Raw genomic sequence first — 25,005 nt, 5'->3', positions numbered from 1 at the left:
TTTTATGGAGGCTACTTCTCTTAAGGAGCTTTATGCATCGGTTAATAAGGATGCACGTACCGTTTATGTAGTTCCTTTAATCCGGTATTCTCATAAAAAGTCTGATTATTTATATCTGCTTTACAAAAACCTGATCGAAGAAGCGGATTTTGATATTCAATCCATTAGTGTGTTTAATCATTTTAAGTTGGTAGTTGGTATTCTTACCAACCGACAGGCTATTCTGCACTACCACTGGCTTGAATTTCAGGACTTTAAGTCTCTGATGGGCATGCCCTGGAAAATGTTCTGCATCTATTTATTCCATAAGCTGGGTGGGAAAGTCGTATGGACACTACATAATGAGTTTCCCCACGACCAAAAATACCTGGGGCTGCATCGTTATTTGCATAAGAAAATGGCGGCTTGGTCGGATGTGCTTCATGTGCATTGCGCAAAAGCCATGAGCCTTATGAGTGAACGACTGAAAGCTCCAAAAGAAAAATTTGAGTTAATCCCTCACCCATCTTTTCCGGCTGAACCCATCGATAAATCCGTTGCCCGTCAAAACCTGAATGAGCATTATGGTTGTGAATTAAAACCCGAACTGCCTGTTATACTAATGTTTGGTAACATCAGCCGCTACAAGCAGATAGAGAAAGTAGCTGATTTAGTTATAGATTTTGATTTTGAGTGTAAACTTCTGGTTGTTGGGCCGGTAAAAAAAGGCAACCTGAAGTTATTTGATGAATTAAAGGATAAACAGAAGCAGAGTGCCCGAATTCAAATCATCCCGCAGTTTATTGATGAGAGCCGGGTTCCCTGGTTTTACAGTGCCGCTGATCTTTGTGCTTTCAATTACCGCGAAATCCTTTCCTCCGGCGGTTATCATATGGCTAAAGCTTATGATAAGCAGATAATAGCCCCTGATTTAGGCTGTTTGAGTGAGGAAGGAAAGGAGCCGAATGTAGAGTTGTTTACCCATCAGGATGAACTGAAACAATTGCTTGAACAGCATTTAAAGACAACCCGCTAATGGCTAAGCTGAAAGAAAAAGCGTTTTGGATTGCCATTGGTGATGTCGCCGGCCGGGGACTTTCATTCCTTACTTCCATTTACCTGGCCCGAACCCTGGGCTCCGAGTTTTATGGATTGATAACCGTGGCGCTTTCAATTCTTGGCTACGCTACCTGGGTTTCTGATATGGGGCTTATCAGTATAGGAACGCGTGAAACGGCTAAAGAGCCTTCAAAACGCATTTTCCGTGTATTAGAAATATTCAGGATGAAGCTCTTCCTTGGCATTATTGTGTTAATTGCCTCAACCGTCATCGTTTCCATGATAAATACGGGGGAAATTGAGAAACAGGTTATTCTGGGCTACCTCTACTCCATCGTCCCGTACATGGCTCTGATGGAGTGGTTCTATGCCGGGAAGCAACAGTTTGGTAAAATCGCCCTGTCTAAAATATTGAATGGACTCATTTATTTTATCCTCGTCGTTTTTATGGTACAGACCGTTGAGGATGTAACCCTGGTACCGGTGCTGTACACCGTTGGTGTGGCCATTGCGGCTTTAACGCTGGGTACGTTTGCAATCAAAGACAAGCCCTTTTCGCTGCCTTCCCGAGGTACACAAATCTATCCGGATTTACTCAAATCAAGTTCAATTTTAGGTTTGGGTAAATTCTTTGCTCAAATTGTAGTTCTGCTCCCTCCTATTCTTATTGGCGGAATTCTGACTTTACAAGATGCCGGTTTATATGGAGCTGCCTTTAGAGTGGTTATTATTGCGATGATGATCGACCGGGTTTTTGTAAACTTACTGCTTCCTAATCTTTCATCCCTCTGGAGCAGAAACCGGGCCGAGGCAAACAACAAAATAGATACTGTATTTCGGTTAGTGGCTGCAGGGGGAGCCCTTATAGCCCTCGTAACAGCGATTGGAGCTGAACAAATTATATCCATACTTTATGGAGAACAATACGCAGAGAGTGTGATTCTGCTCCAGATTCTTTCGGTAATGATTGCTGCTACTTTCGTCAACAGCCTCTTTTCGTTTGGGCTTATCGCAACAAATAAAGACAAAGAATACTTTTTGGCTACCTGTTTTGGAGGAACCATCTCGGCTATTATCATTTTCAGCTTTACCGCTCTTGGAAATTCAATAATGGTAGCCATATCGGTTTCAGCCGCGGAGGTTATCATCACTTTATTTACCTACTTCTGGTTCAGAAAGGTAGTCCCTTTGAACTACTTGAAACCGCTGCTGGTTAGCTACCCGGCAGCTGTTTTACTATTCTGTGGTTTTATTTTCAGTCCGCTGATGCCCCTTTTAAATGCCGCTATTGCTGCCATCATCTTTATTTTCATCATATATCAGTTTGATATACTTAAGCAGGATCAATTTGAGTGGGCAAAGAAAAAGGTGCTGGGATGAAGCAGCGATTGTGTATAGGGATTCAGGAAAGAAATACAGCCTGGGATGTAGTTTTGAATCAGCTGGGTGTGTGGTACGAAGAAGTGAATTATGACTTAGAACTGCATCATGAGTACAGTGTCATTATTCTAAACAAAAAGCCTGAGAGAGCTCAGCGTTCTGCCCTGAAATCCTTTGTTAAAAATAATGGAGGTTTGTTAGAAGTTGGTGACAATCTGGTCTTCCTTGAGAAAAATCATACCCGTTCATCCCATATTGACACACTCATAAATTATGATCGTGAAGGCTTCTTATCTCATATTTCTCATGTAGATGTTCATGCCAAAGTCAGGCTTCATAAGGATAGCGAATTACTGGAAGGTTTGGTTCATTTTTCTACCGATGATCATTTAAAGCTTGCTTTTTTGGGCGCTGATGTTGGTAAGCTGATACAAACTAACGGTTATAGGAGAAAGCGATTCTTTAGCAGAAATGGAGAACATCCGGATGAAATTGTCAGCAAAGTATCCAAGCATGATCTCACAGAAGTGCTGAAAGCCGTACTGAAAGAGCTACACTTTCGAAGATCTTTGCCCTTCATCGAAAAGTGGACTTCCCCTACAAGTAAACCCGTTTTTTGTTTTCGGATTGACAGTGACTTTGGCGATAAAGAATCCATGGATGATCTTTATGCAACGATTCAGAAGCACCGGAAATCAGCCACGTGGTTCTTACATGTTGATGCGCATAAAGTCTGGCTCACCCACTTCAATTCTTATCAAAAGCAGGAATTTGCCCTTCATGGTTATGAGCATGGCACTTCTGAATCTTACAAAAAGGTTGACCGGAACATTCAAACCGGCCAAGAACATCTCGAAAAAGCCAACATTGATTTTAAAGGTTTTTGTGCTCCTTATGGTATCTGGAACACGGCACTCGAAAAATCCCTAAAGAATTTTGACTTCGAATACACTTCTGAGTTTACCTTTTGTTATGATGGATTACCGCTCCAGCCGGCTGAGGATCAACTCCCTCTTCAAGTTCCCATTCACCCAATTTGTACGGGCAGTCTTAATCGGCGAAAATATTCCATTGAGGATATGAAAGGATATTTCGAAGATGTATTGTCAAATAAATTGTCACGATTTGAACCGGCTTTATTCTACCACCACCCTTTGCAACCCGGACTTTCTGTGATAGATCACTTGCTGGAACTCACTGATATTCAGGAATTTGAAAATCTTACTTTTGGTGAGTTTGCCGCATATTGGAAGGAACGGGATAGATTCACCTATGAAGCGTATTTAACTGATGGAAAAGTAACCATCGAAAAATCTTCAGGTAATGATAAGTTGATTCAGGTATCCTTGAACCATTCGGAGTTTGATTTGGTATCAACAAATAAGGATATCATCAACCTCACAAAAACAACAAAATTAAAGTATTCGAAACCCTATCTTCCTCAGCCTGAGGAGATATCTGAAATGAGAAAACGGGATTTGAAACTACTTAAAACATCACTTATAGATTGGAAAAACCGGGGGCGATTATGAGGGTCGGCTACGTATCTCCTATGAGTATTGCAGCGGTAAATGGTGGATTAAGAAATCAGGCCTTACAGACAACTAAGCATATCACATCTTTTGGAGCAGAGCCATACCTGATTTCGCCCTGGGATGACATTAAAGAGATGGACCTTGACCTGGTTCATGTATTCGGAGCTTCCATAGAGAATGTGGGAATTGTAGATCAGATTAAAGCAATGGGATTACCACTCGCTCTTTCTCCGGTCTTCTTTTCCAACCGGAATGCTGCTTTTATCAAAAGAGCTTTAAAAATGGAGCAGTTGAGCTCTGCTTTTGGCTCCGGAATCCGTTCAGACTTTAGTGTCAAAACCAATTTATGCCGCAAAGCAGATGTAATTTTACCAAATACCTCAGCAGAAGCTGATCTCATCCGAAATGGTTTTTCAATACCTGACGACCAAATTCGGGTTATTCCCAATGGAGTAGAACAAAAATTCGCCGATGCCAAGCCGGATTTATTCATTGAAACATATGGACTGAAGGATTTTGTACTCTTTGCCGGTCAGGCAGGGGCTGAACGAAAGAATGTAATTAAACTGCTCGAAGTAGCAAATGAAGTAGATGCTCCCCTGGTAATTATCGGTTCATTTTATCGGGATCAATACGGGAAAAAATGCATTATCTTAGCCAATAAAGCCGGCAATGTTACTCTGATTGACACTCTTGACCATGATTCAGAGCTGCTTGCATCTGCTTATGCTGCCAGCAGTGTTTTTGTGCTTCCCTCCCAATTCGAAACGCCCGGAATTGCAGCTATGGAAGCGGCTTTGGCAGGTTCGAAAATAGTTATAACCGGGCGAGGCGGTACTAAAGATTACTTTGATGGATATGCTGAGTTTATAAATCCGGATTCTTCTAAGTCGATTCTAAATGGAATAAAAGAAGCGTTGAATAAAGCATCCTCGGATTCCCTTAAGAACCACTTGCTTGAAAAGTACTCCTGGCAACGGGTAGCAGAATTAACGGCTAATCAGTACAAAAGAATTTCAGCATGAAGAAGATTTTAATTGCATTCGGAACCCGGCCTGAAGTCATTAAACTGGCTCCTGTGATCCTGACTCTCAAAGGTCATATGGATGTAACGGTTCTGCATACCGGGCAGCATAAAGAGCTTGTGACACCCATGCTTTCTCTTTTTGATATTAAACCGGATATCAATCTTGAGATCATGAAGCCAAATCAGGATTTATTCGAGTTGTCCCAATCTCTGCTTCCTAAACTGAAAAGTGTCATTGAAAAAGCAGAACCTGATTTTGTAATGGTTCAGGGTGATACCACAACCTCTTATCTCACTGCTCTTTCTGCTTTTTATCAAAAAATTCCGGTGCTTCATGTTGAGGCGGGATTACGAAGCTATAATCCTTACTACCCTTTTCCCGAAGAAATGAACCGGAGGCAAATTACCCATTTGGCTCGTTTCCATTTTGCTCCCACTGAACTGAATAAGAAAAATTTACTAAAGGAAGGTATTGCTGAAGAAGCTATATCAGTAACCGGTAATACGGTAATTGATGCATTGAACAACATTACCAAACTGAAAGTATTTAGTGAATCTATACCTGGTATTCTTTCTGAAATTAATGACAGCCAAAAACTAATGGTGCTAACGGCCCACCGCAGGGAGAATCATGGTGAGCCTATGGTAAATATTTTCAGAGCGGTGAAACAGCTTTTACTTTCAAATGAGGATCTGACGGTTATTTTCCCTGCTCATCCCAACCCCAATGTACTGGCTGCCGTCGAACAAGTTGAAATGCCCGACAACCGTTTTAAACAAACAGAGCCTTTTGACTATTTGTCTTTTTTACACATACTAAAACGGGCTGATATTATACTAACCGACTCCGGTGGTATACAGGAAGAAGCCTCAGCCCTTGGGAAACCGGTGTTCGTGCTGAGAAATGAAACTGAACGACAGGAACTTATTGAATCAGGGCATGGACAGTTGGTTGGAACTCAATCTGATTTAATTGTACGACGGACAAATGAATGGCTTTCCTCTGGTAAACAGCAAGATGCATCATCTGTTTTTGGTGAAGGAAAAGCCGCAGAGATTATCAGGGAAGTGATCGAAAATCAGCTGTAATCCTGAAATTCATCCACTCCGGCCGGACCGTAATCATCGGTAAAGAATTGAATAGCCCCTACGCTGATTCCCTTCAGCATAAACAATGTGAAAACGGCCATCAATCCATATTCTTTGAATAAGAGGATTAATAACAAGTAAACCAGAAACAGAACAAACTTTCCTTTTTGTTCCTTAATGGTTTTCCTGTCGAAGCGTGGAATTTTGTCAAATGGCAGAGTACTTACCATCAAAAAAGAAATGACCACTATAAAAGGAATAAGCGCGGAATTCACGCCATTTTCCAGAAAAGAAAACAGCTCCAGTGAGTCTCTGAAAGTGAGGAAAAAAGCACCCAGTATAATGGCCTGAGCGGGTATGGGTAACCCTACAAAGAAATCGGGTTTGGGGTGCAATCTGGCATTCACGTTAAAGCGGGCTAAACGAACGGCACCGCAAAGTGGCGGCAGTGCACTTACTATAATTCCCACAAAACCTAGTTCGTGTAAACTCCAGCTGTAAATTAAAAAGCCCGGTGCTACTCCGAATGAAACCATATCACTGATAGAATCCAGTTCGATCCCAAAATCGCTGGTAGCGTTGGCAAGCCGTGCCATCAATCCATCAAAAACATCAAATAAACCGGCAAGGGCTATTAACCAGGCTCCCCGTATAAAATCTCCATCCGAAATAGAAATGATAGCCAGAAACCCGCTAAAAAGGTTCATCAGCGTAAAGAAACTGGGAACGGCTATTTTTTTATTTACCGGGGGCTTTTGCTCTTTTCTTCGCCGCCGGCGTTGCTTAAAAGAATGATATTTTTTCTGAATTGGGTATTTCATTAACAAATAGATTTAATTGCGCTCAATATTAAGAATTAATTACGGTTATTTATAGGTTCAATCTCAAACCATTATAACTCTTAGCATTCAATTGATCTGTTCAATTCGCAGATATTCATTATAATTCCGTTATCAAATAAAAAGAACACTATGAAAGAGATAACCGCAAAAATACCAGACCAAAAAGTGGATTTCTTTATGGAACTGATTGCTCAGTTGGGATTGGATGCAGAGCAACACGAAGATTTTGCAATTCCAGAGGAACACAAAGCAATTGTCAGAGAGCGCATAAAGAATTCTAGTCCTGAAGAATTAATTCCGTGGGAGGAAGCCAGAAAGCAACTTAGATTTAAAGACGATTAGTTGTGGAGAAATTGAAGGTGGTTGTGGAACCTCCTGCTTTGGAGGATATACAATCAGCAATTAATTACTATGAAGAAATAGAGATTGGTTTGGGGAGAACCTTCGAAAATGAATTAGACAATTTTATATCTACACTTAAGACGTTCCCCTTTTTCCAAAGGAGATATTCTCTGATGTGCACTGCCTTCCTCTTAAAAAATTTCCTCACATGATTCACTTTACGATTGACGAAAGAAGTAAAGTGGTAAACATTCGGGCAGTTTTTGGAACGGGTGAAAATCCGGAAAAATGGGAAAAGCGAAATTATGCTGAACTCTTCGCTTTTATCTCACCTAAGATTGATTCCCCTGCCCTGGTAGTATCACCCGGTTTTACTTTCACCTCAACGTTTCCGGGAACGACAACATCCATTCGTGACCCGAATTTCATAATACCAAATCGCTCTCCGGCTTTTATCTCATCTCCTTCCTTGATGTTATAGACAATCCTTCTGGCAAGGAAACCGGTTATCTGCCGAAAGAAAATTTTTGTTTTGGATGGATGAAGAACGCCAAAATCGGCTCGTTCATTGAGCTCTGAAGCATGTTCGGTCCAGGCCATCAGGTATTCCCCGGGATGGTATTTTACGTATTCGAGCGAACCGGAAACCGGATTTCGGTTTACATGAACGTTCAGTGGTGAAAGGAAAATACTAATCTGAGTGGCTCTATCTTTCAGGTACACCTCTTCATTCACTTCCTTCACGAAAACTACTTTTCCATCAGCCGGTGAGATAATCAGGTTTTCATCTTCAGGAATATTGCGGTCCGGATCCCGGAAGAAGAAGATAGTCAGACAGCTCAGGGTTCCCATTCCTGCATATATCACATAGGCAAACCAATGATCCAAAAAATAATAAGCGAATCCACATACCAATATGGAAACGGTTAGTACAAGCGCAATTGTGGGATATCCTTCCTTAGATAACATATTTATAGTCCGAAGTATCTGAATGCATCATTAAACATTACAAAAATGAATAATCCAATCATCAGGAAAAAGCCTATTTGTTGGGCAATCATGCGAACTTTTTCAGAGGGCTCGCGACGGGTAATGCCTTCGTAAAGCAGGAATACAAGATGACCGCCATCTAATGCCGGAATCGGTAATATATTCAGAATTGCGAGCGTGATACTGAGTAACGCTGTAATGTTCCAAAAACCAATCCAACCCGCCTGATCGGTTGCTTCACGGGTTATGCTGGCAATGGCAATCGGCCCGCCCAGGTTTTGGGTTACGGAAATGTCGCCTGTAATCATCCGGGTAAAGCCCTGTACAATTCCTACGGTTTGCTCAACGGTTTGATTGTAGCCTTCGGCAACAGATTCCCATAATCCATATTCGATTCGTTTCAGTCCCAGGGTTTGGATTTGTGGTGAAGCAATCCCGATTGTTTTGGTTTCAGGGTCCGGGGTGATGGCAGCGTAGAAAAGTGAGTCTTCTCGCTGGACGCCAAAAGTGACTGCTGAATCTGCATTTTGGATAATCTCCACCAGCTGAACCCAGTATTTAACGGTATCGCCATTGGCGGAAACAATACGATCGCCGGCTTCTAACCCGGCCTCCGCTGCGGGTCGTCCTGCTGGGACAGAAGATATCTTACTTGGGAAAGAGTAGGTCGGGTCTAAAAAGCCACGTGTTTGCAGGCTATCGAGGAAATTTGGGGTAACAGGAACGGAAATCTGTTGTCCGCCTCTCACCACCATGTAGGTCAGGTTATCCGAAGTAAGCTCCGATGCAGACACCAGTTCATTAAAATAAACCACTCGTTGCCCGTTTACACCTACGATCTTATCACCTGTTTCAAAGCCGATTTCATGCAGGATAGATGTTTCCGGAACATAAATTCCTTCCGTTTCATCGATCGGGAGAACGGCCTTACCCTGGCTGTAAGTCAACCCAAAGTAAATGAAGAAAGCCAAAATCATATTAAAGATAACCCCGGCCGTGATGGTAACTATGCGCTGCCATACAGGTTTACTTCTGTACTCCCAGGGCTCGGGTTCTTTCTCGAGGTGATCAGTGTCCATACTCTCATCAATCATCCCGGATATTTTCACATAACCACCAAGCGGAGTAGCCCCAATACAATAATCGGTGTCTCCTTTTTGGAAGCCCCAGACCCGGGGTGGAAAACCGATCGAAAAGCGCTCAACCCGCATTCCAAAAAACTTTGCTGCTAAAAAGTGCCCCAGTTCATGAATAAAAACCAGGATCATCAGGGCTCCGCCAAAAATAAGGAGCGTATTTAATAAGCTTAAAAACCAGTCCATGTAAATTATTTAATAATTGTATGCGCGTAGCTTCGCGTCTCTTTGTCTATTTCTTTTAACGTCTCTGCGTTCAAACTATCATTCAATTCGATGGTAGCCAAACTTTCTTTTACAATTTCAGGGATGTGAATATAACCAATTTCTTTGTTCAAAAATCGTTCAACAGCAACTTCGTTGGCAGCATTTAGAACCGCCGGAGCATACCCCCCTTTTGTGATGCTATCCATAGCCAGCCGAACGCAGGGAAACTTATCAAAATCAATGGGTTCGAAGGTTAAATTTTGGGCTTCATTCCAGTTCATTCTCGGAGTGTCTAAAGAGAGTCGTTCAGGGTAACTCAATGCATAAATAATAGGCACTTTCATATCAGGCAGACCGAGTTGTGCTTTGCTGGATCCGTCTATAAAAGTGATCATGGAGTGAATGATACTTTGAGGGTGAATGACCGGCTCAATTTTCTCTACCGGAAGGTCAAAAAGCCAGTGTGCTTCTATGATTTCAAGTCCCTTGTTCATCATGGTGGAGGAGTCGATGGTAATTTTAGCCCCCATACTCCAGTTAGGGTGATCAAGAGCCTGCTCAACTGTAACCTGCTGCATCTGATCTTTACTAAGCTCTCTGAAAGGCCCTCCGCTGGCCGTGATGATAATCTTCTCGATGTCGTCCATCTTCTCTCCCACCAAGCATTGCAGCATGGCGCTGTGCTCAGAATCAACCGGAATGAGCTCTGCCTCAGAATTCCTTAGTTCATTCATGATCAATTCACCGCCCACCACCAATGACTCTTTATTGGCCAAAGCCACTTTCTTCCCTGAGCGAATCGCTTCAAGCGTAGATTCAAATCCGGCAAAACCAACAAGGCTGTTTAATACGGTATCAACCTCGGGCAAAGAGGCTATGACCGGAAGATGTTCAGCCCCGGACATTAATTGGGTACCGGATACGGCTTCTTTCAAATCCACGTAATGTTCTTCATTACTGATTAAAGTATAAGCCGGTTTAAATTCCTGTACCTGTTCTGCCAGTAATTTCCAGTTGGAATGAGCAGTAAGAGCAATTATCTCAAACTTATCAGGGTGCTGACGTACTATCTCAAGCGTTTGTGTACCAATGGATCCCGTTGATCCCAGAATAGCCAGTTTTTGTTTCTTCAAATCCTTGTCGATTAAATTCCTTTTCAAATTAAGCAATGATTTCTAAAAACCCATTTCTTTTGCCACTTCATACATTTGTGCGTGAGCAATAACCGTATCATTTAATGTGGGTGCATATCCACCCGACAATAACAACACTAACGGCAGATTTCGTTGAGAGATGGTTTCGATAACTATTCGTTCTCTTTCCCGAAGGCCATTCAACGAAAGTGAAAGCCGGCCAAAATGATCGGCTTCCAACGGATCTATTCCACCAAGGTAATACACAAGATCGGGGCTGAAGTCCTCCAAAATGGTATCAAGTGCAGATATCAGGGCTTTATGATAAACTTTATCTTCGGTTTTATCCGGCAAACCCACGTCCAGATCCGAAGGGGGTTTTTTGAATGGATAATTCTTTTCTCCGTGTATGGAAAAAGTGAAAACACTTGGGTCATCTGCAAAAATGTAAGCAGTGCCATTACCCTGATGAACATCACAATCAATCACCATTACCTTATTCACCCACTTGGACTGTTGCAACACATTAATGGCAACAGCTACATCGTTGAATACACAAAATCCTTCTCCTAAATCAGGCATGGCGTGATGGGTTCCACCGGCTAAATTTCCTGCAATCCCATCCTGAAGGGCCATAAGCCCGGCATTTATGGTTCCCTGAACGGCCAATCTTGACCTTATAGCCAACGACTTGCTCCAGGGAAGTCCCATCCTTCGCTCCTCTTTCCTGTCCAGCGTTCCTTCCCAAATGGCCTCAGCATAACGGTGAGTATGAGCCATGATAAGGTTCGATTGGTCAACCATAGATGGTTCAATAATTTCCGATTTCTTTAAAACCCCTTTATCCAGTAAATAGCGGTGTAAGCCCCGGAATTTCTTCATTGGGAAGATGTGGTCATCCGGAATATCGGCAACGTAACCGGGGCTGTAACTAACTCTCAATGTGTAAACGTTCTTAGTTCAATTTGATAATTCCCATCATTCGCCCGCTCTTATCTTTCTGTCTGCGGTAGGAATAAAAGCTTTCTTCAGCAATAGTACAGGAATCATCGATCTCAATGTGTTCTTGTGAAATTCCTTCCCCTAACAGCTGCTGCTTAATGAATGCTTTCAGGTTAACATGAGGCTTGACGTAATTCGTTCTGTCTACAAACTGATCAGGAAACTTAGCAGCAACCTCTTCCCCAACCTCAAAATTTTCGAGTGAAATACACGGGCTCACAAATGCCTTAATGTGGTTAGAGTCGGCTCCAAGATTCTTCATTTTTCGAATTGTTTTGGGAACAATATCACCTACAGCTCCCCGCCAACCTGCATGCACGGCGCCAATTATTTTATTTTCGGCATCTCCCAGTAGAACTGCTGCACAATCGGCAACTTGTATGGCAAGAGCTAATTCGGGCGTGTTCGATACAAACCCATCCGTCTGTTCATAAATACCACCCTCTGTCACTTCTTGTATATCGGTTTTATGGACTTGTACTCCATAAGCTATCTGGCCGTCCTCCGCTCCGATTTCCTTCAACAACCGCTGTCGGTTCTTTAAAACAACAGAAGCTTGTTCTGAGGTATTAAGTCCCAAATTTAGGCCGGGAATATCTTTTCCGGGATGAACCGATTCCTGATTCCGCAGCGTAAACCAGCTGGAAATGACCTCATTGTTTAGTAAATCCGGTTTAATAAATTTAATTCGGGAAGACATCTTCTAACTTCATTTTGATGAGTCCGGTTGGGAATTCCTGTCCGGTCCAAAGTTTAAAGGATTTCGCGCCCTGGTAAATTAACATATCCAGCCCTTCGATAGGAATACCACCTACTTCCTTAGCTTGTTTCAAAAACGTGGTTTCGCGAGGATTATAAACTGCATCATAGCAGATTTTTCCTGCCAGAACTTCTACTTCATGGTCCTGTACTGGGGAAGCATCCGTGTTTGGCACCATGCCCAATGGAGTGGCATTAATTATGATAGCCGCTTGTTCCGCATAAGCAATCCAATTCTCATAATTGCACATGATGATATCTGAACGTTTATCATACCGGCCGGGGCGGCGGGAAACCATCACAATCTCTTCAATCCCAATTTCACGCAGTGCATAACAAATTGCTTTGGTTGCACCCCCTGTTCCGAAAATGATGGCTCGTTCACCGGCAAGGTCATCTTCATATTCTTCAATGGGAACACGGAAGCCGTATTCATCCGTATTTTCCCCAATAATTTTACCATCCCTTTTTACAATGGTGTTAATAGCCCCGATTTGTGCAGCTTCCATTCCCAGTGTATCCACAGCATCGAATAATGTTTCCTTGTAAGGAATGGTGATGTTGGCACCCAAAAATTCTAATCGGTTGAAGTGGGCAATCAGGGTAGCAATCTCACTGTTTCTGACGGCTACGGCATGATACTCCGCCTTCAATCCATGATGATCGAGAGCCGTATTATGCATTAAAGGAGAAATACTGTGGCTAATCGGACTGCCGATTAATAAATAATGGGGTTGGCGGCTTGATTCTGATTGTAAAAACTCGCTGAAATCCATACGTATTTAAATAATGACAAAAAAAATGCGCATCGGTGAGATGCGCATCAAGTAATGTAAATAATATAAAGATTGAAATACCTTATGCGGTAACTTCTTCTTCGGTCTCTTCCGTTGGCTCGATTGGAGTTTCTTTGAAGGTTCCGCCTTCAGCTAATTCCTTGAATTTCTCCAGGTCTTTTTTGAGCTGAGCAGGTGAATCTTCAATGAAAGAAGCCAATTCTTCTTCAGGATCACCGAAAAATGTTCGGTAGTCCAGAGAAAACTCAACGCGTGTGCGTTCGCCATTATCAAGCGGAGTAAATCGAATGGTTCCGGTTTGATTCAGATTACCATTAATTGTAATCCAGGCAAAGCGAGTATTACGAAGATTATCGATAAGATTAGTTGTCCACTGATACTCTTCTCCTCCAATGTCAGTCTTGTACTCGAAAGTCTGAGAGTTAATTCTTTCTACTTTGTCTATGCGTTCCAGGAACTTAGGAAATTCAACTGGATTAGAAAGGAGCTCGTATACTTTGGCAAGAGGTAGATCAATTTCGATTCTTTCGTGCGCCATAATTTATTACTTGGTAGTTATGATCGTTAGAATTGTATTCTTTTGATGAACTGGTTGTCATGGAAACAGGCAGGACTCATCCAGATTGCTTTAAATTTACGGATAAAAAGATTAAGCCTCAATGTTCATCACAGATAAATAATCGGATAACCGTAAAGTTTTTTAAAAAAGATGCACTTCCCTCCCGGATGTTACACCAATTTCCCCATTCAGAATTTATCAGGAGTGTAATCAAAGAGAAGATTCCAACTCAGAAAAAATATTTTCGTGTATGGAATCTTTATCCTGCCCCGCATTAATGGTTTTAAAACGGGGTTCTGTTTTAGCCAGATGTTCAAATCCATCAAAGACCCGCCTGAAAAATGAATCACCTGAGAGTTCCATACGGTCTTTTTCGAAGTTCTTGGTCCGCTCCGATGCCTCTTCCAGGCTGAGCCGCAAGTAGAAGGTAAAGTCCGGGATGAGATTGTGGGTTGCTGCCGCATTGATCTGATTAATCTGCTCTATCGACATACTCTTGCGCCCAAAACCCTGGTATGCCGTTGTGGAATCATAGAAACGATCCAGAATAACGATTACATCTTGGTCAAGCAGTGGGCGAACTTTTTCTGCTACCAGCTGAGAGCGAGCCGATGAGAATAGCAGTAGCTCCGTTACGGGATCAATATCCAGTTCAGGGTTGAGCAACATCCCTCTAATCATTTCAGATACATCAGTACCCCCCGGCTCCCGAAATACTTCTACCTGGTGTCCTGAATTGAAGAGTCGTTCTTTTAAAAGAGAAATCTGCGTGGACTTCCCGCTTCCGTCTATTCCTTCAAATGTAATTAGCATACAGTAAAGTTAAGGAGAATTCAGGAGTAGAAAAATATATCAAATTGATGGATTATGACTTTAGTACTCGTCGCACTGGTTCCGTCGCTCCGCTGCGGAACCTTAATCAGAGGCTCTGCCTCTAATGTGACTGGATACAATAGAGTAAAGCTTACTGTACAATCATTAGGCGGAGCCTCGGAGGAGCGTTTCGAAGCGGAGCGCCGTCACGAGACTTAATGTTATTCTCAAATAAATTTCTATCCCCCCTTAAACATTAAAGCCACCATTTCTTATCTTCGGAAAAAAGACGGATAAAACTCATTCATGCCCAATAAAAAACGTATTCTTGTTACTTCGGCGCTGCCTTATGCCAACGGACCTATTCATCTTGGTCACCTTGCCGGAGCTTACCTCACCCCCGATTTTTACTGCCGCTACAAACGCCGAACTGATGCGGACGTAGCTTTTATTTGCGGATCAGATGAACATGGTGTACCCATAACCATTGCGGCCGAAAAAGAAGGCGTTTCCCCTCAGGATATTGTGGATCGCTATCATGAGATGAACAAAAAGGTATTTAAAGAGTTTGGAATCACCTTTGACTATTACGGCAGAACCAGCTCCGAAGTGCATCACGAAACGTCACAGGAGTTCTTTACCAATCTGCATGATAAAGGCTTCTTTAAGAAAAAAACCGAAGAGCAGCTTTATGATCCCAAAGCAGATATGTTTCTCCCCGACCGCTACGTAAAAGGAACCTGCCCCAACTGCGGATTTGAGGAAGCGTACGGAGATCAGTGTGAGAACTGCGGTACTTCCCTTTCCCCTACTGAGCTAAAAAATCCGGTAAGTGCATTGACTGGTGAGAAGCCCGAGCTTAAGAAAACCGAGCACTGGTATATGCCGCTCGGGGATGTGCAGCCTAAGCTCGAGGAATGGGTTGAAAGCCGTGAAAACTGGAAGCCCAATGTAATGGGTCAGGTTAAAAGCTGGCTGAATGACGGCCTTGCTGATCGAGCTGCCACCCGCGACTTAAGCTGGGGTGTACCTGTACCACTTGATGAAGCCAAAGGAAAAGTATTGTATGTGTGGTTCGATGCTCCTATCGGGTATGTATCGGCCACCAAAGAGTGGGCGCAGGAACAAGGCAAACCGGAGCTCTGGAAAGATTTTTGGCAGGATGAAGATACCGAACTGTATCACTTTATCGGAAAAGATAACATCGTATTTCACTGCATCATGTTTCCTGTGGTACTCATGGAGCATGGAGATTATGTACTACCCAAAAATGTGCCGGCAAATGAGTTTTTGAATCTGGAGGGCAAGAAATTATCCACCTCAAGAGGCTGGGCTGTTTGGCTGCATGAATATCTGGATGTGGAAGAGTTTAATCCGGACCTGCTTCGGTATGCTTTAGGTACTACCCTTCCCGAGTCAAAGGACTCTGACTTTTCATGGAAAGATTTTCAGACCCGGGTAAATACCGAGCTGGCAGATGTGTTGGGTAACTTCACTAACCGCTCTCTCTCCTTTACCGCCAATTATGCGGAAGGGAAAGTGCCTGAACTCATTGAGCCTTCTGATTTAGATAAGGAAACGTTGGAGGCTATCAGTGAACAAAAAGATAAAATCACACAGGCGTATGAGAACTTCCGGTTTAAGGAAGCTATCAATGAAACAATGAATCTTGCGCGGATTGGTAATCGCTATTTTACCGAAACTGAACCGTGGAAAACGCGCAAAGACGATCCCGTCAAGTGTGGTAATACTTTATATGTGAGTCTGCAAATCAGTGCGGCTCTCTCCTGTTTGTTTGATCCAATACTGCCGGAGAAAATGAAACAACTGAGAGCACAATTTGGGTTAAGTGATGATTTCAGCTGGGATGATATCACCCCGAATATGCTCGAAAAAGAAACTCCTGTTACTCAGGGTGAAATTTTATTTGACAAAATTGAGGACGAACTCATCGAAGAACAAATTCAAAAACTACACGACAAAGCCGAAGCTGCCGATCCTAAGCCGGATGTTCCTGAACTGAAAAAGGATATCGAATTCGGTGACTTTATGAAGCTGGATCTGCGGGCCGGGAAAATCCTGACGGCAGAAAAAATCGAAAAATCCGATAAGCTGATTAAGTTTACCGTAGACATCGGGCTCGAGAAACGACAGATTGTGTCCGGAATCGCAAAGCATTACAATGCGGAAGACCTGCCCGGGCAGAAAGTAAGTGTAGTTGCCAATCTTGCCCCAAAGAAGCTGATGGGAGTAGAAAGCCAGGGTATGATATTAATGGCAGAAGATTCTGAGGGTAACCTCAGGTTTGTAGAAACCGACGCCGAACCCGGAAGCACGATTACTTAAAAAGGATAAAGAAACCTGAATACTGACTTCATTCTAAAAATAAGAGATTGAGTTCTTCTGCTGAAGACATAGAAAATTGCACCATCGAAGGGCTTGATAAATTTCCTTTGGGTTATACTACTCGAGGGAATCAAAGTGTATTCCGGCTTTTTGCTCCTAAAGCAAATTCTGTGGCTCTTATCATTTATGATGAATATGAGCATGATTCCGGGCTCCAATTTCCTTTAGAAAAGAACGACGATGGAATTTGGCAGACTTTAATTCAGGATACTTTTTACGGAAAGTGGTACACGTATAAGATAGAAGGGCCGAAAGACGATCCCTTTTTTGCACATACCGAACATCCTATCGCTGATCCCCGAAGCAGGCACGTAACATCAACAAACCATCACCTGCAATTTCCCAAAACAAAAATTACCGGGCATTCTTCATTTGATTGGGAAGGTGATAATTTTGTAACACCTGAAGATCCCCGGGATTTGGTCATATATGAAACTCATATTAAGGACATGGTAGCCCACTCCTCTGCCAAAACCTTTGTGCAGGGAATTTACAATGATTTTCGGGAAGCTGAAGTCGGGGGAATCAGTCATTTAAAAAGGCTTGGGGTAAATGCGGTTGAATTCCTCCCTCTTCAAAAGTTTGGATATTTCGAGCCTCCGTTTAATGAAGAAACGGAGGAAGGAGTAATGAATACATGGAATCCCTATTCCCGAAATTATTGGGGATACATGACCTCCTTCTTCTTTGCCCCGGAAACTATGTACGCCTCTGATGCAACACTCGAACCCGGAAGTGTAGTTGGCAAAAACCAAAAAGCTGAGCACGAGTTAAAATCTTTGGTAAAAGCCCTTCATAAAGAGGATATATCCGTCATTATGGATGTGGTGTACAATCATGCTTCTCATTATGACCAGAATCCTCTGAAATACACTGCTAAGGATCACTATTTCCGGCTGGATGAAAAAGGCAATTATCTGAACGATAGCTGGACTGGGAACGATATTGATACTACAAAAAAGTATGCCCGGGAAATCATTATCGAGTCTGTTAAACACTGGATGACAGAATATCACATAGATGGGTTCAGGTTCGATTTAGCCGGAATTATTGATTGGGATACTATTGATCGTATCAAAGAAGAAGCTCAGAAGATTAATCCTGGCGTAATACTAATCGCAGAACCCTGGGGTGGTAATTATAAACCCGCCGGTTTTTCAGATCATGGATGGGCATGCTGGAATGATAAAATCAGAAATGGCCTCAAAGGGTATCATCCAAAAGAGAATAAGGGGTTCATTTTTGGTGAAGCCAGTTCTCAGCTAACCCGATTTGGTATTGAGAATTTATTTCGTGGCACTTTGGAATCCGGAGAACAAGGCTTGTTCAATCACTCAGGTCATTCAGTAAATTACCTGGAAAGTCATGACGGGTACACATTGGGAGATTACATTCGCATTGCCCTTAACCCTTCCAAAGCAGACACTGTGTTTGAAGACAAAAGACAGCTCACCTCCCTTTCAGAGAAAGAATTGCAAATAGCTAAGCTTGGAGCCTTGTCTTTATTTGTTTCTCAAGGGATTCCAATGATCCACGCCGGACAGGAATGGGCGCGCTCAAAAATGATACAGGATCCTTCCGGTTTTGATCCCGGGAAAGGGAAGCTTGATCATAACAGTTACAATAAAGACGACGAAACGAATTGGCTGAATTTTAATGAAATCAGCATTAATAAAGAATTATTTGATTACTATAAAGGGTTGATAGAGTTACGATTAGATGCCCCTGCATTAAGAAAGTCAAAGCCTGATGAAATCAATTTCAAAGTATATAATGATCCGCTTCATATCACCTTTTCAATAGACGGAAAAAGTTCAGGTGATATGTATGATTACTTTGTATCATTGAACGCAAGTAAAGATCATGCCCACGAAATAATACTTCCTGAAGGATATTGGGAAATCGTTGTAAATCCCGAAAAGTCGGGTGCTTCAACCATTCAAAGCGTTGAAGAATCAATGATGGTACCGGCCACTTCCGGAGTAGTATTAAGAAAGTTGCGTGTGAGCTAAGCTTAAAATATTTTACCCCCTCATTTTAATAATCCTAAGGAGGAACACACTTGGCTGGAACAACCACAACCGACCGCGGTTCATGGAATTCAAAACTTGGCTTTATACTCGCAGCTGCCGGTTCAGCGGTAGGACTTGGTAACATTTGGGCTTTCCCCACGAAAGTTGCTACAGAAGGCGGTGCCGCTTACCTGTTAATTTACCTGCTATGTACCTTTGCTATTGGGTTTCCGGTAATGGTAGCCGAGATTTCAATTGGTAGAAAGTCCGGTAAAAACCCCGTTGGAGCATTTAAAGCTATCAGCTCCAGTAAATTTTTCCCTTTAGTGGGTTTATGGGGTGTGATTTGTGGAGTGATGATCCTCTCCTTCTACACCGTAGTTGCCGGATGGGCCTTTGGTTTCGCCTTTGAAGAAATCTTCTACTTCTTTGGGTGGTCGGGTGCAGCAGATTGGCTTACCGACACCAATAACGGATTTAAGAATGCCATTATAGCCACCGTTTTCATGCTGGGAACCATTAAAATTATTACCGCCGGTGTAAGTGACGGTATTGAGCGTGCAACCAAGGCTATGATGCCCCTACTCATAGGGATTATCATTGTGATGATTATTTATGTATTACTACAACCCGGCAGTGCTGAAGGTGTAAGCATTTACTTACTCCCGGACTTCAGTAAGATTAATGCCGGCCTTATTTTTTCTGCTATGGGGCAGGCTTTCTTCTCCCTCTCTTTGGGGATGGGTGCCCTTATCACCTACGGTTCCTATCTTAATAAGAAGGAAAACATTCCACAGGCAGCTGCTTATGTAACCCTGGCTGATGTTGGAATCGCCTTCCTTGCCGGTTTACTTATTGTTCCTGCGATGTACCTTGCTCAAAGTCAGGGTATCAACATTAATGCCGGTGGATCATTGGCCTCCAGTACAGATCTTGTTTTCCAAATCCTTCCTGCTCTCTTCCACACCATTGGCGGTTCGGTAGGAATGATATTAGGTGTGACCTTCTTTCTGTTGCTAAGTATTGCTGCCTTAACATCAACCATTTCGCTGTTAGAAGTTCCAGTTTCTTATGTAATCGATGAATTTGAAGTTCAAAGAAAAAGAGCAGCCTGGACAGTTGGTTTGGGTATATTGGTTGTTTCCGTGGCCGTTGCTTTCTTCCCTGCCTTAATCGGCTGGTTTGATTACCTGTTCAGCACCATCGGTTTACCCCTTGGTGGATTTTTAATCTGCTTGTTTGTGGGTTATGTATGGAAAACCGACCAGGCGCTAAACGAAATGGAATACGGATTTGCAGGAATCAAGCAAACCCTGTTTTCTAAAGTCTGGCCAATATTCATTAAATATATTTGCCCTGCAGCCATTCTCTATAATTTGATCTCGAATTTCATCTAAACTCATTTGTTATCCAAGCGGGCAGGTGCTATTTTTGAGCGAAATTTATCAGAGGAAAAATTAAAGAATGTCAAAAGTATCAACATCAGATTTCAGAAACGGTATGGTTCTGGATCTGGACGGAGAACTCTACTCCATTACTGAGTTTCAGCATGTAAAGCCGGGCAAGGGCCCTGCTTTCGTCCGTACGAAGCTTAAAGGAATCGTAAACGATAAAAATATTGACAAAACCTGGCGTTCAGGTGAAAATGCAGAAGCTGTCCGGGTTGAAACCCGTGAGTATCAGTATCTCTATAATGATGGAGAACTATATTACCTGATGCATACCGACACCTACGAGCAGATTCCCGTGAACGCTTCCCAGGTTGAAAGAAAAGGGTTCCTCATTGACGGTCAGAATTGTGTTGTGGTCGTAAATGCTGATGAAGAGTCGGTTTTGTATGTGGAACCTAAAGATCATATTGAAGCCACGGTAGAACAAACAGACCCCGGTGTTCGTGGCGACACCGCCCAAGGCGGAAGTAAACCCGCTACTTTGGAATCTGGAGCTACGGTTCAAGTTCCACTTTTCATCAACGAAGGCGAAAAAATTCGCGTTGATACCCGAACAGGAGAATATATAGAACGAGCTAAATAAGACTTATCATGGATTTAAAACTGATTAAAAACATTTTAGATATGATCGCCGAGAGTGATGTTAACGAAGTATCTCTCGAAGAAGGCGATTTCAAAATCAAAATTAAAAAACAAGGTGAAGTTCAGCAGGTCACTTACTCACAGCCTGCCGCAGCACCTCAAGCACCTGCTCAGCCTGCTGCCCCGGCTCAACCAGCTGCTTCTTCAGCTCCTGCACAGGGCGAGTCTGATGATTCAGCAGCGCAAGCTGAGGGTGATACTGTCACCTCTCCTATTGTTGGAACTTTCTATGAGTCACCATCACCCGACTCTGATCCTTTTGTGAAAGTTGGCGACAAGGTTTCTAAAGGCGATACACTTTGTATTGTTGAAGCCATGAAGATCATGAACGAAATTGAAGCTGAATTCGGCGGAACTGTTAAGCAAATTTTAGTTGACGATGCACAACCCGTTGAATACGAACAACCACTTTTCATCATCAAAAAAGACTAAGCGGCTTTCATGTTTAAAAAAATTCTGATTGCCAATCGAGGAGAAATTGCACTGCGAATTATTCGCACCTGTCAGGAAATGGGCATCAATACTGTAGCCGTTTATTCTACAGCCGATGCTGACAGCCTGCATGTTAAGTTTGCCGATGAAGCAGTTTGTATTGGCCCGGCTGCCGGTAAAGAAAGCTACCTTAAAATTCCAAGCATCCTGGCAGCTGCCGAAATTACAAATGCGGAAGCTATTCACCCCGGATACGGATTTCTTGCAGAGAATGCAGAGTTCTCCCGAATTTGCGGAGAGCATGACATTAAGTTTATTGGCCCATCACCTGAAGCCATAGGTAAAATGGGTGACAAGTCCGTTGCAAAAGCTACCATGATTGCCAACAATGTACCGGTTGTACCGGGTAGCGATGGGGAAGTGGATAGCTATGATGAGGCTAAAAAAGTTTGTGATGAAATCGGCTTCCCGGTTATTATTAAGGCCTCAGCCGGTGGCGGAGGCCGTGGTATGCGCATGGTAATGGAAGCCTCAGAGCTTGAAAAGAATTACAAAATGTGTCGAAATGAGGCTGAGACCGCCTTTAATAATCCGGCCGTTTATATTGAGCGCTTTGTAACCAATCCTCACCACGTTGAGATTCAGGTTTTATCCGATCAGCATGGCAATCATACCCATTTAGGTGAGCGTGATTGTTCTCTGCAACGTCGTCACCAGAAGGTGCTGGAAGAGTCCCCTTCCCCTCTTATGACCGAAGAACTTCGGAAAAGAATGGGTGATGCAGCCACTAATGCTGCCAAAGCGGTGAATTATGAAGGCGCAGGAACGGTCGAGTTTTTGGTTGATGACGACCACAACTTCTACTTCATGGAAATGAACACCCGTATTCAGGTAGAGCATCCCGTTACGGAAGAAGTTACCGGTATCGACCTGATTGAAGAACAGATTAAAGTTGCAGCCGGTGAAAAGCTGAAGCCTTTCACGCTGGAGTTTAATAATCATGCGATTGAATGCCGTATTAATGCAGAAGACCCGGAACATAATTTCCGTCCTTCTGCAGGTGAGATTACCGTATTTCATCCTCCCGGAGGACACGGAGTTCGTTTAGATACGCACGCTTATTCCGGCTACCGAATTCCTCCTCACTATGATTCTATGATCGCTAAACTTATTGTAAGCGCCCCTACCCGTGAGGATGCTATCAAGAAAATGAAGCGTGCTCTCAGAGAATTCATTATTGAAGGAATCAAGACCACTATCCCCTATCACATTCAGTTAATGGATGATGAAAACTTCATAAAAGGAAAGTTTGATACCAAGTATCTGGAAAGAGAATTTAAATACACACCCAAAGAAGACTAAACTACGATGAGCATACCAGCTGAACTGAAATACACCCGCGAACATGAGTGGATTAAAGACAACGGCGATGGGACAGCCACCATTGGTATCACCGATTTTGCTCAGGGTGAATTAGGCGATATTGTTTTTGTGGAACTGGAACCTGAAGGTTCCGAATTCTCCAAAGATGATACCTTTGGAACCGTTGAAGCTGTAAAAACGGTATCCGACCTCTATGCTCCTCTTGATGGCGAAATTATTGAGCTTAATGAAAAGCTTGAAGATGAACCCGAGCTGGTGAATGATGATCCTTATGGAGACGGATGGATGGTAAAAATCAAAGTTGCTGATGACGCTCAAATGGGTGACTTGCTCTCAGCTGAAGAATACGAAGAAGTTATAGCCTGACCCCTTTCCGGTACAGGCTTTATTTATTTTACTTAATAATTTTTTAGAAAAGCTTCATGCACAGCCGACATTCGGAATGGATTCTCATCCTTGATTACGGTTCTCAATTCACTCAACTCATCGCACGCCGGCTACGTGAGCTTCACATTTATTGTGAAATTCACCCTTACAATGTAGACCTGGATGAAGTATCCACACCTACTCCGGGCGGAATTATACTTTCCGGCGGCCCAAAAAGTGTGAATGATGAAGGTGCTCCGGATCTTCAAACAAAAATACTGAACTGGGATATCCCCATTTTGGGCGTTTGCTACGGTTTACAACTACTGGCCCATACCGAAATTCCCGGTAGTGTTGAAAAAGCAAAAAAACGTGAGTACGGACGAGCCAATCTCCTCATCGACAATGATGAAGACCTTCTGAAAGATATTGAGGATGAAAGCGTGGTTTGGATGAGCCATGGTGACCACATCCATGAGCTTCCTCCCTCCTACGAAATTATCGGGCACACTACGAACGCCAAAGTTGCGGCTGTCAGGCATAAAGAAAACCATATTTACGGGGTTCAGTTTCACCCGGAAGTTGCTCATACCGAACATGGGAAGCAGTTACTTCAAAATTTTGCTTACACTATTTGTGGCCTTAAAGGTGACTGGACTTCTGAGTCTTTTATAGATGAGCAAATTCAATCCATCCGTGAAAAAGTCGGAGACGACAAGGTGTTGTGTGCACTTTCCGGTGGAGTAGACTCCACGGTGGTTGCAACGCTTATTCACAAAGCAATCGGTGATCAGCTGCAATGTGTGTTTGTGGATAATGGGTTATTGAGAAAGAACGAATTTGAGTCGGTATTAAATCTCTACACCCAGGACTTACACCTTCCGGTTAAAGGTGTTGATGCCTCCAAACTATTTTTAGATCGTTTATCCGGTATTTCTGATCCTGAAGAAAAGCGTAAGATTATTGGAAATACCTTTATCGATGTTTTTGAGGAAGAAATTGGCGACGATGTTGATTTCAAGTACCTGGCACAGGGTACTCTTTATCCCGATGTAATCGAAAGTGTATCCTTCAAAGGCCCATCTGCTACTATAAAATCGCACCACAATGTGGGCGGACTTCCTGAGAAAATGAAGCTGGACCTGATAGAACCGGTACGAGAACTCTTTAAAGATGAAGTACGTGAAGTTGGACGTACATTGGGTATTCCCGAACATTTTATAGGCAGACACCCTTTCCCGGGGCCTGGGCTTGGGATCAGAGTCTTGGGTGAGTTGTCGGAAGACCGCCTGAATTTATTGAGAGAAGCCGATTACATTTTCGTTGAGGAGCTTAAGAAACAGAATTTATATAATGATGTATGGCAGGCACTGGCTGTTCTTTTGCCCGTTCAAAGTGTTGGTGTTATGGGTGATGAGCGCACCTATGAGTTCACCATTGCACTGAGAGCGGTAACCAGCCTCGACGGCATGACGGCAGACTGGTCACACCTGCCCTATGAGTTTCTAGCCCATGTGTCTAATCGAATTATAAATGAGATTAAAGGAATTAATCGTGTGGTTTATGATATAAGCTCAAAACCACCGGCCACTATTGAGTGGGAATAATTTAGTCAGAACTTTTTAGTCTCAGCTCAGTTATAAATCAGGTAACCAAATTATTTA

At 42.9% G+C, this 25,005-nt stretch carries 23 protein-coding genes; 14 read left to right on the top strand and 9 right to left on the bottom strand.

Annotated features, from left to right (window positions below):
• The first annotated feature begins 4 nt into the window (after positions 1 to 4).
• Genes ABFW99_RS12600 through wecB form a run of 5 tightly spaced genes read left to right on the top strand, consistent with a single transcriptional unit; the run spans position 5 to position 6,069 of the window.
• Complete coding sequence (locus ABFW99_RS12600) at positions 5 to 1,015, top strand: hypothetical protein (RefSeq protein ID WP_349353836.1); 1,011 nt, start codon at positions 5 to 7, stop codon at positions 1,013 to 1,015.
• Positions 1,015 to 2,418: an oligosaccharide flippase family protein gene (locus ABFW99_RS12595; RefSeq protein ID WP_349353837.1), complete on the top strand. Its 1,404-nt coding sequence runs from the start codon at positions 1,015 to 1,017 to the stop codon at positions 2,416 to 2,418. The genes ABFW99_RS12600 and ABFW99_RS12595 overlap by 1 nt, the downstream gene beginning before the upstream one ends.
• Positions 2,391 to 3,950: a polysaccharide deacetylase family protein gene (locus ABFW99_RS12590; protein WP_349353838.1), complete on the top strand. Its 1,560-nt coding sequence runs from the start codon at positions 2,391 to 2,393 to the stop codon at positions 3,948 to 3,950. The genes ABFW99_RS12595 and ABFW99_RS12590 overlap by 28 nt, the downstream gene beginning before the upstream one ends.
• Entirely contained in the window at positions 3,947 to 4,978 is a 1,032-nt protein-coding gene (locus tag ABFW99_RS12585) for a glycosyltransferase family 4 protein (protein ID WP_349353839.1), read from the top strand. The genes ABFW99_RS12590 and ABFW99_RS12585 overlap by 4 nt, the downstream gene beginning before the upstream one ends.
• Positions 4,975 to 6,069 (top strand): non-hydrolyzing UDP-N-acetylglucosamine 2-epimerase, encoded by a 1,095-nt coding sequence (gene wecB, locus ABFW99_RS12580; RefSeq protein WP_349353840.1) that lies wholly within the window; start codon positions 4,975 to 4,977, stop codon positions 6,067 to 6,069. The genes ABFW99_RS12585 and wecB overlap by 4 nt, the downstream gene beginning before the upstream one ends.
• Here the strand turns inward: wecB and pssA are convergent.
• A complete protein-coding gene (gene pssA, locus ABFW99_RS12575; RefSeq protein ID WP_349353841.1) occupies positions 6,060 to 6,890 on the bottom strand; it encodes a CDP-diacylglycerol--serine O-phosphatidyltransferase in 831 nt (276 codons plus the stop codon). The genes wecB and pssA overlap by 10 nt on opposite strands.
• A gap of 150 nt (positions 6,891 to 7,040) precedes the next feature.
• On the opposite strand from pssA, the gene ABFW99_RS12570 reads away from it, so the two are divergent.
• Complete coding sequence (locus ABFW99_RS12570) at positions 7,041 to 7,253, top strand: hypothetical protein (RefSeq protein WP_349353842.1); 213 nt, start codon at positions 7,041 to 7,043, stop codon at positions 7,251 to 7,253.
• Positions 7,254 to 7,556: 303 nt separating this feature from the next.
• On the opposite strand, the gene ABFW99_RS12565 is transcribed toward ABFW99_RS12570, so the two are convergent.
• From ABFW99_RS12565 to tmk, 8 genes are all read right to left on the bottom strand, one after another.
• Positions 7,557 to 8,222, bottom strand: coding sequence for a phosphatidylserine decarboxylase family protein (locus ABFW99_RS12565; RefSeq protein ID WP_349353843.1), 666 nt, complete (start codon positions 8,220 to 8,222; stop codon positions 7,557 to 7,559).
• A 2-nt stretch (positions 8,223 to 8,224) separates the two neighbouring features.
• Positions 8,225 to 9,565: an RIP metalloprotease RseP gene (gene rseP / locus ABFW99_RS12560; protein ID WP_349353844.1), complete on the bottom strand. Its 1,341-nt coding sequence runs from the start codon at positions 9,563 to 9,565 to the stop codon at positions 8,225 to 8,227.
• 5 nt (positions 9,566 to 9,570) lie between these two features.
• On the bottom strand, positions 9,571 to 10,719 hold the full coding sequence (locus ABFW99_RS12555; protein WP_349353845.1) for a 1-deoxy-D-xylulose-5-phosphate reductoisomerase: 1,149 nt from the start codon (positions 10,717 to 10,719) through the stop codon (positions 9,571 to 9,573).
• A gap of 42 nt (positions 10,720 to 10,761) precedes the next feature.
• The gene (locus ABFW99_RS12550; protein WP_349353846.1) at positions 10,762 to 11,661 is read right to left on the bottom strand and encodes a histone deacetylase family protein; all 900 of its coding nucleotides are present in this window, start codon (positions 11,659 to 11,661) and stop codon (positions 10,762 to 10,764) included.
• 13 nt (positions 11,662 to 11,674) lie between these two features.
• Entirely contained in the window at positions 11,675 to 12,421 is a 747-nt protein-coding gene (pgeF, locus tag ABFW99_RS12545; protein WP_349353847.1) for a peptidoglycan editing factor PgeF, read from the bottom strand.
• Positions 12,405 to 13,256: a shikimate dehydrogenase gene (gene aroE / locus ABFW99_RS12540; protein ID WP_349353848.1), complete on the bottom strand. Its 852-nt coding sequence runs from the start codon at positions 13,254 to 13,256 to the stop codon at positions 12,405 to 12,407. Before aroE ends, pgeF begins: the two co-directional genes overlap by 17 nt.
• 82 nt (positions 13,257 to 13,338) lie before the next feature.
• Positions 13,339 to 13,815 carry an SRPBCC family protein gene (locus ABFW99_RS12535; protein WP_349353849.1) on the bottom strand — a complete coding sequence of 159 codons (477 nt, stop codon included), beginning with the start codon at positions 13,813 to 13,815 and terminating at the stop codon, positions 13,339 to 13,341.
• A gap of 231 nt (positions 13,816 to 14,046) precedes the next feature.
• Positions 14,047 to 14,649: a dTMP kinase gene (tmk, locus tag ABFW99_RS12530; RefSeq protein WP_349353850.1), complete on the bottom strand. Its 603-nt coding sequence runs from the start codon at positions 14,647 to 14,649 to the stop codon at positions 14,047 to 14,049.
• A 306-nt stretch (positions 14,650 to 14,955) separates the two neighbouring features.
• Between tmk and metG the strand changes: the two genes are divergently transcribed.
• From metG to guaA, 8 genes are all read left to right on the top strand, one after another.
• A complete protein-coding gene (gene metG / locus ABFW99_RS12525; RefSeq protein WP_349353851.1) occupies positions 14,956 to 16,995 on the top strand; it encodes a methionine--tRNA ligase in 2,040 nt (679 codons plus the stop codon).
• A gap of 47 nt (positions 16,996 to 17,042) precedes the next feature.
• Positions 17,043 to 19,067 carry an alpha-amylase family glycosyl hydrolase gene (locus tag ABFW99_RS12520; protein WP_349353852.1) on the top strand — a complete coding sequence of 675 codons (2,025 nt, stop codon included), beginning with the start codon at positions 17,043 to 17,045 and terminating at the stop codon, positions 19,065 to 19,067.
• Positions 19,068 to 19,117: 50 nt separating this feature from the next.
• Positions 19,118 to 20,464 (top strand): sodium-dependent transporter, encoded by a 1,347-nt coding sequence (locus ABFW99_RS12515; RefSeq protein ID WP_349353853.1) that lies wholly within the window; start codon positions 19,118 to 19,120, stop codon positions 20,462 to 20,464.
• 67 nt (positions 20,465 to 20,531) lie between these two features.
• Complete coding sequence (gene efp / locus ABFW99_RS12510) at positions 20,532 to 21,101, top strand: elongation factor P (RefSeq protein WP_349353854.1); 570 nt, start codon at positions 20,532 to 20,534, stop codon at positions 21,099 to 21,101.
• An 8-nt stretch (positions 21,102 to 21,109) separates the two neighbouring features.
• Positions 21,110 to 21,592: an acetyl-CoA carboxylase biotin carboxyl carrier protein gene (gene accB / locus ABFW99_RS12505; RefSeq protein WP_349353855.1), complete on the top strand. Its 483-nt coding sequence runs from the start codon at positions 21,110 to 21,112 to the stop codon at positions 21,590 to 21,592.
• A 9-nt stretch (positions 21,593 to 21,601) separates the two neighbouring features.
• On the top strand, positions 21,602 to 22,954 hold the full coding sequence (gene accC, locus ABFW99_RS12500) for an acetyl-CoA carboxylase biotin carboxylase subunit (RefSeq protein ID WP_349353856.1): 1,353 nt from the start codon (positions 21,602 to 21,604) through the stop codon (positions 22,952 to 22,954).
• 6 nt (positions 22,955 to 22,960) lie between these two features.
• Positions 22,961 to 23,341, top strand: coding sequence for a glycine cleavage system protein GcvH (gcvH, locus tag ABFW99_RS12495; protein WP_349353857.1), 381 nt, complete (start codon positions 22,961 to 22,963; stop codon positions 23,339 to 23,341).
• Positions 23,342 to 23,397: 56 nt separating this feature from the next.
• Positions 23,398 to 24,948: a glutamine-hydrolyzing GMP synthase gene (guaA, locus tag ABFW99_RS12490; protein WP_349353858.1), complete on the top strand. Its 1,551-nt coding sequence runs from the start codon at positions 23,398 to 23,400 to the stop codon at positions 24,946 to 24,948.
• Positions 24,949 to 25,005: the final 57 nt, after the last annotated feature.

The organism is Gracilimonas sp. BCB1, from assembly GCF_040117685.2.
In the GTDB taxonomy this organism is placed as follows: domain Bacteria; phylum Bacteroidota; class Rhodothermia; order Balneolales; family Balneolaceae; genus Gracilimonas.
The sequence above is the reverse complement of the archived record's forward strand: the minus strand, read 5'-3'. Positions and strand labels throughout refer to the sequence as shown.